Origin of the sequence: Consotaella aegiceratis (genome assembly GCF_036541425.1) — a bacterium.
GTDB classification, from domain to species: domain Bacteria; phylum Pseudomonadota; class Alphaproteobacteria; order Rhizobiales; family Rhizobiaceae; genus Consotaella; species Consotaella aegiceratis.
Genome location: NZ_JAZHFT010000036.1, coordinates 35,413 through 44,196, shown reverse-complemented (window position 1 = coordinate 44,196; position 8,784 = coordinate 35,413). Strand labels below are relative to the sequence as shown.

The 8,784-nt window shown below is 65.9% G+C and carries 10 protein-coding genes; 4 read left to right on the top strand and 6 right to left on the bottom strand.

Annotated features, from left to right (window positions below; genetic code table 11):
* The coding region (locus tag SMD10_RS19665; protein ID WP_331687435.1) for a hypothetical protein at positions 1-269 on the top strand (269 nt) is incomplete at its 5' end.
* 2 nt (positions 270-271) lie between these two features.
* Here SMD10_RS19665 and SMD10_RS19660 read toward each other — a convergent pair.
* On the bottom strand, positions 272-547 hold the full coding sequence (locus SMD10_RS19660; protein WP_331687434.1) for a hypothetical protein: 276 nt from the start codon (positions 545-547) through the stop codon (positions 272-274).
* Positions 548-647: 100 nt separating this feature from the next.
* Between SMD10_RS19660 and SMD10_RS19655 the strand changes: the two genes are divergently transcribed.
* A complete protein-coding gene (locus tag SMD10_RS19655; RefSeq protein ID WP_331687433.1) occupies positions 648-1,064 on the top strand; it encodes a DUF4112 domain-containing protein in 417 nt (138 codons plus the stop codon).
* Between the two features lie 7 nt (positions 1,065-1,071).
* Here SMD10_RS19655 and SMD10_RS19650 read toward each other — a convergent pair whose 3' ends face one another.
* The gene (locus SMD10_RS19650) at positions 1,072-2,292 is read right to left on the bottom strand and encodes a type III PLP-dependent enzyme domain-containing protein (protein ID WP_331687432.1); all 1,221 of its coding nucleotides are present in this window, start codon (positions 2,290-2,292) and stop codon (positions 1,072-1,074) included.
* Positions 2,293-2,322: 30 nt separating this feature from the next.
* Positions 2,323-4,023 carry an MFS transporter gene (locus SMD10_RS19645; RefSeq protein WP_331687431.1) on the bottom strand — a complete coding sequence of 567 codons (1,701 nt, stop codon included), beginning with the start codon at positions 4,021-4,023 and terminating at the stop codon, positions 2,323-2,325.
* Positions 4,024-4,143: 120 nt separating this feature from the next.
* On the opposite strand from SMD10_RS19645, the gene SMD10_RS19640 reads away from it, so the two are divergent.
* Positions 4,144-4,602 carry a MarR family winged helix-turn-helix transcriptional regulator gene (locus SMD10_RS19640; protein WP_331687430.1) on the top strand — a complete coding sequence of 153 codons (459 nt, stop codon included), beginning with the start codon at positions 4,144-4,146 and terminating at the stop codon, positions 4,600-4,602.
* 593 nt (positions 4,603-5,195) lie between these two features.
* Here the strand turns inward: SMD10_RS19640 and metF are convergent.
* Positions 5,196-6,113, bottom strand: coding sequence for a methylenetetrahydrofolate reductase [NAD(P)H] (metF, locus tag SMD10_RS19635; RefSeq protein ID WP_331687429.1), 918 nt, complete (start codon positions 6,111-6,113; stop codon positions 5,196-5,198).
* A 13-nt stretch (positions 6,114-6,126) separates the two neighbouring features.
* Complete coding sequence (locus SMD10_RS19630) at positions 6,127-7,140, bottom strand: ArsR/SmtB family transcription factor (protein WP_331687428.1); 1,014 nt, start codon at positions 7,138-7,140, stop codon at positions 6,127-6,129.
* Positions 7,141-7,531: 391 nt separating this feature from the next.
* Between SMD10_RS19630 and SMD10_RS19625 the strand changes: the two genes are divergently transcribed.
* Entirely contained in the window at positions 7,532-7,918 is a 387-nt protein-coding gene (locus SMD10_RS19625) for a DUF2293 domain-containing protein (protein WP_331687427.1), read from the top strand.
* A 79-nt stretch (positions 7,919-7,997) separates the two neighbouring features.
* Here SMD10_RS19625 and SMD10_RS19620 read toward each other — a convergent pair whose 3' ends face one another.
* The gene (locus tag SMD10_RS19620; protein ID WP_331687426.1) at positions 7,998-8,648 is read right to left on the bottom strand and encodes a DedA family protein; all 651 of its coding nucleotides are present in this window, start codon (positions 8,646-8,648) and stop codon (positions 7,998-8,000) included.
* Positions 8,649-8,784: the final 136 nt, after the last annotated feature.

The following is an 8,784-nucleotide window of genomic DNA, read 5'->3' as shown; positions in this document are numbered from 1 at the left end:
GCCTTCCTGACTACGATCGCTGCCGAACAACGCCGCAGCGCATTCGGCAAACGGAACGAAACGAGTCCAACACTCAAGAGCGAAGCCGCATGACCTTGGCGCTTGCCGAGCCTTGCACAACGTCTGAAATCCTGCGGCTGGTCGCTCACCTCCTGCTTCGCCACTCTTGGCCGCCGATCTTCATCCTCGCCTGGTCGCGTTGGCGACGAAACCATCAAGCCCTTGCCGCCCTCGCTCATCAGAAAACCCGTATAAAAGTGCAACTGTAGTACTAGTCCTTGAACAGCTTGTCGAAGCTCTCCTGGTCCCACGGCAGGAACCAGACCGACGTCGCCAGATAGCCGAACCCGAAGGTGACCCCAAAGCCCATCCCTAGCATCACCAGGGGCGGAATGGGATCGCTGGCGCGGCCGACGCGGCTGCCCATGCCGCCGATGTCGAAATACAGCAGGGCGGCCGCCACGCCCCAGCCGAACAGAACGCCGATCACTGAATTCTTGAGCACGAAGCGGATCAGCTTCGGCATCTTCACGGAACTCCCCGCCATGGCATCGGTTCTCCTCGTCGTATGAGGATCATAGCGCAACCGACTGGCGATGCACATCGTTTCGCACCGCCGCTCGTTGCGCCAACCGCTGGAGCCAGCGATGTCGAGCACCGCCGGAACTGCCCCTGCCTACCTCACCCACGCCGACCGGCTGCGCCGATTGAAGCGGTTGGCGACGCTGTCGCGCGCCATGGACACGGCTGTCCGCATCCCGATCGTCGGCATCCGGTTCGGGCTCGATTCGGTCGTCGGACTGGTCCCGGGCGTCGGCGATATCGCGGGTGGCCTCGTCGGCCTCTACATGGTCAACGAAGCGCGTCAGATGGGAGTGCCGGCCCACAAGCTGGCGAAGATGCTCGCCAATGTCGGGATCGACGCCGCCGTCGGATCGGTGCCGGTGCTGGGCGACGTGTTCGACGTCTTCTTCAAGGCGCACTGGCGCAACCTCGACATTCTTCTCGACCACTTCGACGAATTGCGCCCCGACCTCGCCAAGGACGTCACGCCCGGCCGGTGATCGCGGTTCAGTCGGCCATGGTCTCCAGGCTGGCAAAGCCTTCCGCCGCCGCTCCGGCATCGAAGGGCTGTTCAACCTCGACGAAGGTATCCGGATAGAACCCGTTGAAGCGGGTGCGCAGGGCCATCGAGTAGGCGCCGATATGGCCGATCTCGATCCAGTCGCCGGTGTCGACCGTCTCCGGCAGCCAGAACGGCCGCGACAGGATGTCGACGGAATCGCAAGTGGCGCCGCAGACGCGGAAGGCGCCGATCCGCTCGGGGTCGCCGTTGCGGGTGCGCCGCGCCGGATCCGGGATGAAGCGCGCCGGCAGGGTGATCTTGCCGGTCCATGAATCCGACAGCGACGCCCAGATGCCGTCGTTGATGTAGAGCCGCCGCCCCTTCCTCAGAAGCACCCGCACGATCAGCGAGAACGCCCGCGCCACGACGACCCGGCCCGGCTCGGCGACCAGCGGCAGATCGGTGAACTCCCATTCGGCGAGGTCCGCACGCAGGCGCCCCATGATCTCCTCAAGATCGGGCAGCAGCACCTTCTTGCGGCGCGGATCGTGGCCGTAGGTGGCAGGAAAGCCGCCGCCGACGTCGAGCCCGGCCAGCGGCACGCCGGCCCGGTTGCGCACCCAGTCGGCGGTGACGATGGCGCGGTGGTAGGTCTCCGGGTCTTCGATCTGCGAGCCGACATGGAAGCAGAGGCCGACCTTGAAGCCGATCCGGGCGCAGCGCTGCAACAGTTCGACCGCGTGAGCCGGCCCGGCGCCGAACTTCTTCGACAATTCGTAGGCCGCCGATCCCTTGGTCTGGAGGCGCACGAACAGTGTCAGCGTCGACGGGTCGAGATCGAGGGCGTGGACGATCCGCAGGATCTTGGCCACCTCGTCCTCGTGGTCGAGGGCCAGCACGCGGATGCCATAGGTTTCGAGCGCGAGCCGGATGTCCGATTGCGCCTTGACGGGATGCATGTAGAGCATCCGCGCCTTGGGCGCGACGGCCCGCACCGCCGCGAATTCGCCCGGCGAAGCGACGTCGAAGCTGGTGATGCCGGCGTCGGCGAGAGCCTGCAGGACCATGGGCTCGCCATTGGTCTTGACCGCATAGGCGGTCTCGCCGGGAAACGCCTCGACGAAGCGACGCGCATCGGCCGCCAGAACCTCGGGGCGGAAGCAGTAGACCGGCGCGTCCGGTCGCAGCGTCAGCGCCGCCTCCTTGGCCGTAGCGAATCTGTCCATGGTCCCCGCCCTGTTCGACGGGGATGCCAACTAGAGCCCCGCGCCTTCGGGAACAGACGAGTCCAGGCTTTTTCCTGACGCCGGGTCGCCGGCATCGGACGGTTCCGCCACCAGCACGACCTCCAGCCCCGATGGTGCCGCACGCTCGATCGCCGAGGCGAAGCTGCCGTGAACCAGATCGGTCAGATCGTGGCGATGCGGCGTGCCGACGACCAGAACCGCCGCTCCCAGCCTTTCGGCTTCCTGAAGGACCGCCTCGGCCGCACGGGCAGCGCTTTCCTTGATGAGCAGAGGACGGACTGCCAGCCCGGCGCTGCGGACGGTGGCCAGGGAGCGATCGAGGATCGCCGCCGCACGCCCCTCTTCCTCAAGGTCCGCAGCATCCTCGGCGAAGACCTCGCGCATCTGCACGTGAAGGACCAGGACTTCCCCCGCCCCGGCGCGCGCCTTGTCGATCGCCCGCGCGAGCACGCCCGCGTCGCTTGCACTACCGTCGACGGTCGCGACCACAAGGCCAGCCGCCGGCACCGTCGGCGCAGCCGCCTCGCCGTGCCCCACTGCTTGACCAAACACGCCGAGGGTCTGCCGGCGCAGCAGAAGCACCGCCGGCGCGGCGACCGCGGCCAGGGCCGCGATGACGAAGGTCGTCTCCACGCCCCAATGCTCGGCGATCGTCGGCGCGGCGAAGGGCGCGACGACGCCCGCGAACCAGCGCAGGAAATTGTAGCCGGCCGAGGCGACCGGCCGTGGCGCGTTCGAGACCTCCAGCGCCATCTCGGTGAAGACGGTGTTGCAGATGCCGGAGATCGCGCCGCTGAGGATGACGCCGACGGCCACGGCCCAGCGCGGCATCAGCCCCATCGCCACCAGCAGGACGCCGAAGAGCACGAGGCAACCCGCCATCAGCGCGGGAGCGCTGAAGCGTGCCTGCAGCCGCGGCGCCACGATCACCGAGAAGATCGCCACCAGCAGGCCCCAGCCGAAGAAGATGCCGCCCACGGCATAGGCCGACATCTGAAGGACGAAGGGCACGAAGGCGAGCACGGTGAAGAAAGCGTAGTTGTAGAACATCGCCGCCAGCGCGACGGTCAGCAATCCGGGATGGCCGAGCGCCTGCACCGGTGCGCTCAGGCTCGTCTTCTGCGCCGGTTTGGGCTGTTCTGGCAGGAACAGCGCGATCGCGCCGAAACCGATGGCCATCAAGGTCGCCGTGCCGAAGAACGGATAGCGCCAGGACGCCGCGCCCAGGGCCGCGCCGACGAGCGGGCCGGCCGAGATGCCGAGCCCCAACGCCGCCTCGTAGAGCAGGATGGCGCTCGCCGTGCCGCCGCGCGACGCGGCGACAATGACCGAAAGTGCCGTGACGACGAAGAAGGCGTTGCCCAGCCCCCAGCCGCCCCGATAGAGAACGAGAGCCAGCACCGAGTTGGAGGTCCCGGCCAGGCCGGCGAAGACGACGATGAGCGCCGCCCCGAGGAGCAGGGTCTTGCGCCCGCCGAGCCGACTGGAGACAAAGCCGGTCAGCAACATCATCACCGAAGTCACGAAGAAATAGCTCGTGAACAGCAGCGACACCTGGCTTGCCGAAGCATTCAGCCCGGCGGCGATCGACGTCAGGATCGGATCGACGAGGCCGATCGACATGAAGCCGACGACGCAGGCAAAGGCCGTCGCCCAGACGGCACGGGGCTGATCGAGAAAATGGGGCGTGGTGGCGGAGTTCGCAGACACGGGACGGGACAATCACATAAAACGATGGGAAGACCTGCGCTTATAAAATCCAAGCCGGAGCCAGAACAAGGTGTATGATACAAATAATTTGCATAGCAGGCATTTGACGGAAACATCGCGATGACGGGACAGATCGGCAGCTCCGACCAACGGCTCGAATGGGAGATGACCTTCCTGGGGCGCAATCTTGAAGCGCTCTATCGCAAGCGGCACTATCCCCTGGAGCGGGCGCATTACCTGCTGCTGCTGTCGCTTCGGAACGGCCCGATGAGCATCGGCGAGCTCGCCGCCAGCCTGTCGCTCGACCATTCGACCGTGACCCGGCAGCTCGCCGCGATGCATCGCCGAAATCTCGTTGAGCGCCACCCGAATCCCGCCGACGGGCGCAGCTCGCTCATCGAGGCGACCGACGAGGGCCGACGTCTGGCCGATGCGATGCAAAGCGACCGCATCCGCCGCGTCGAGATGATGACGGCGGACTGGAGTGACGCCGACAAGGAGGCGTTCGGCCGACTGCTGGGCCGTCTCAACGCAACGCTCGGCGCGCGGCTCGGCGAAGACGACGAATTCCGGCCCTGACGCCGTGGCGCGCGTGGATCGATCCTCGTGGCGGATCCTACGAGAACCCTGCGACATTCCGCCTCAAGGAAAGCCCCATCTACACGTCATGGTAGAACAGCTCTGATCCCTTTCGGTCGCCTTGAACGGCTCTTGGAGGGGCCGTGAAACGATCGAAGTCGTGATCAAACCGATTAGTGAGACAGCCGAAATTGCAAGCAGAACCGGGGCTTGGCAGCGGGTGGAACCCGCCGGCCCGAAAATTCTTCTTTACGTCTATGAATAATCCGTTACCTTTGGAGACACTCGACTACGAGGAGCTAGGGAGGAGCTAGACGACCATGGAAATCGCGCGTTCGATCAATTTCGTGATGATCTGCGCCGCGTTTGTCTTCATTGGCGCTGCGGTGATGGGGGTTCTTCCCTGAGCCGCGTCCGGCGCCGTTAGCGGCGTCGCCCTGAAGGGCATTCAGCGAAGCCGGGGCTCTGTCCTCGGCTTTTTTCTTGCCCGCCTTATTCCCATTCCATGCAATTCCACGTGGAAGAGACACCGCCGAGCAGCAGCGTTTTGGCCCCGCCTCCGCAGGCGTCCGTAGGACAGGCGAAATGCCGGCCTATCCGGCCGCCGGCTCGCCCGATGCCACCCGGTCGGCCGCCACATCGCCGCGCAGGCCCAGGATGTGGCAGATCGAATAGACCAGTTCAGCGCGGTTCATGGTGTAGAAATGGAAGTCGGTGATCCCGCGCTCGACGAGATCCAGCACCTGCTCGCTGCAGACGGCCGCCGCCACGTGCGAGCGGGTTTGTGGATCGTCCTCCAGCCCTTCGAAGCGTTCGGCGAGCCAACGCGGGATCGACGCGCCGCAGGCCGCGGAAAACATGGCGATCTTCTGGAAGTCGTGGATGGGCACGATGCCGGGGACCACCGGCACGTAGATGCCGGCGCGGCGGACGCGCTCGACGTAACGCTCATAGGCGTCGTTGTCGAAGAAGAACTGGGTGATCGCCCGGCTGGCGCCGTTGTCGACCTTGCGCTTGAGGAAATCGATGTCGGTGGCGAAATCGGGACTTTGCGGATGCTTCTCGGGATAGGCCGACACCGAGATCTCGAAATCGGGGTCGATCGCCTTGATGCCGGCCACCAGGTCGATCGAATTGGTATAGCCCTCCGGGTGCGGCTGATAGCGTTCGCCGACGCCGTTGGGAGAATCGCCGCGCAGCGCCACGATGTGGCGAACCCCCGTCTCGCGATACTGCCGGACGACGGCATCCACTTCGGCTTTCGACGCGTCGACGCAGGTGAGGTGCGCCGCCGGCTGCAGATCCGTCTCGGCCAGGATGCGCTGAATCGTCTGATGCGTGCGTTCCCGCGTCGAGCCACCGGCGCCGTACGTCACCGATACGAAATCCGGCTGCAGCGGCGCCAGGCGCTGGACGGCGCTCCAGAGCGACTGTTCCATCTTCTCGGTCTTAGGCGGGAAGAACTCGAACGAGACGTCGATGCGCGAGGAGGTGGACGGTCGAAGAGACATGCAGAATTACCGTTCAGAGGGTTGCGGCCAGCTCGGCGGAGCGCTGAGCGACTTCGGCAAGCGGTCGGGTTTTACGGGCGAGCCAGATGGTCACCGTGATCTGATCCGCGCCGTGCCCTCCGGGCTCGACCGTTTCGATCGCCGTTACGTCGAGGCCTGCCGCATCGAGATAACCGCGAACGAGATCGGCCGGGAAGCCAAGGCGCAGATGCGCGTGCTCCTCGCGCAGGAACTCCAGATCGTGCGGCGCGAAATCGACGATCGCCAGACGGCCGCCGCGTCGCAACGCTGCCGTGGCTTCCAGGATCGCCGATGCGGGATCGTCGAGATGGTGCAGGACCTGATGGATGGTCACCAGGTCGAAGCTCCCCTCCTCCACCGGCAGATGATAGGCGTCTCCCTGGCGCACGGTGGCGTTGACGAGTTGCGCTTCGTCCAGCTTGGCGCGGGCGATCGCCAGCATCTCGCGCGAGGCGTCGACGCCGAGCGCACGCTCGCATTGCGGCGCCAGCACCTCCAGCAATCGGCCGGTGCCGGTGCCGATATCGAGCATCGCGCCGATACGGCGGTCGCCGAGCAGGCGGAGCAAGGCCGCCTCGACGTCGGCGTCGGGCGCGTGCAGCAGGCGAATTTCGTCCCAGCTCGCCGCGTTCTTGGCGAAATAGGCGGCGGCGCGGGCGGCGCGCTGGCGCCGCACCTCGGCGAGACGCTCGTTGTCTTCTACAATCAAGGGATCGCCCTCCTCCAGCCGGGCCAGCAGCGCCCGGATCATGCGGCCCGGCCCCCCCTCATCCGTGAGATGGAAATAGGCCCAGGCTCCCTCGCGATAACGGTCGACGATACCCGCCTCCGTCAACAGCCGCAGATGACGCGAGACGCGCGGCTGGGATTGGTTGAGGATCGAGGTCAGATCCGTCACAGTCAGGTCGTTTTTCGACAGGAGCATGGCCATGCGCAAGCGCGTCGGCTCGGCCACCGCCTTCAAGGCTTCCACGGCACACGCGAACGAGAGCGGATTGGACGGCACAACGAACTCCAACAACATATAAAGAAATGTTTATATCATAGCTTGGAGGTGATCAAGCCCATCCGGATGCTCCATTCGCGCCGCCGTCCGGTACGCCTATGAACCCTCGGGCGGGTTCTTAGGCCTTGGCGCGCGATTCTATCTTTTCCCGAAATGCTCTAACCGTTGGTTCGTCCGATGAATTCCATTCGACGAAACCCGATCATCCGTCGGCCGCGAAACCGACGACCGGCATCGATGGCCTGCAAGGGGCGGAGGTCGACGGCAGCGCCGGGATAGCCTCCGTCCTTGTGCGCTGATAGGACGGAACCATGGCGACAGCATACCATACCGGGCGGATTTCGCCGCGCTTCGGCGGTCCGCGAGCCGCTGTGGGTCGGAGCGATCCGCGATGGCCCGCGCGAGCCCGCATTCGCTGATGCCAAGCCAACGGCAAAAGGCGATCGCCCGCTCGCTGAGCCTGACGATCCCACGCGCGCCCTTCATCGACGCCGAGGCGATCCGGCAGGCAGCCGGGGCCAAGCGGCTGCGCTCGCTGCCGCCCTCGACGGCGCTGTGGCTCTCGGCGGTGGCCCATATCCGCCATGTCCACACCGATTACGATGCCCTGATCGACGAGGGCTACGGGCGCGACGCCGCCCGCTTCTTCGTCCTCGACGACATCAATGCGGTGCTCGACCATTGGGGCGCGACGCGGCATCTCGATTCGAACGAAGCAATGGACGAGGTGCCCGCCGGATCGGCCGGTTTCGATCTTCGGGATGACGATACCGACTGACAGCCCGCCCGCGAGTTGATCAGTCGATGCACCGCCTCACGCTTGGCAGACACCGGCAAGGCCAGACCGGCAACGCGCGCTATTCACTGGCCGTGGCCGAGGCATGGCTGTCGTCATCTCCGCTCGCCCGCCGGCGCTCGGTGTCGAAGGTCGCGACCCGATAGGCATAGGCCAGGACGATCACCGCGAGGGTCACGTTGGAGACCGGCCCCACATAATCCGCGACCGCCTCGTAATTGCGGCCGAGCGCATAGCCGGCAAGCGCCAGTGCCGAGGTCCAGATGGCGGAGCCGACAGCGGAAAACACCAGAAACGCGGGCATCGAAAGCCGCGCGACACCCGCCGGCACCGAGATGAGCGTACGCACCGTCGGCACCAGCCGTCCGAACAGCACGGCCAACGGACCGCGCCGACGAAACCACCGCTGGGTTGCGTCCACGTCGTCGGCGCCGAGCGTCAGCCACCGGCCGTGCCGTTCGGCCAGCCCGCGCAACCGCCGCTCGCCCAGAAGCCGCCCGGCATAATACCAGGGCACCACGCCGAGCAACGAGCCGATCGTGCCGGCGACGATCACGCCGACGATCGACAGGGTGCCTTGCGCGGCCTGGTAGCCGGCCAGCGGCATGATCAATTCCGAAGGCATCGGCGGAAAGATGTTTTCCAGGAACATCAGCAGCGCGATGCCGGAGGCGCCCAGCTGCTCCATCATGCTCTGGACGAACGTCTCCATGGGATCATCCTTATCCGCGCGGCACGCCGCCGGCACCGCCGCTCATGTGGCAAGCCGGCCATCCCAGCGTGGGGATGGCCGGCCCTACGCCCCGTCCTGCGGGATCAACGCGCCTATGCCGATTGCGTTTCGACGT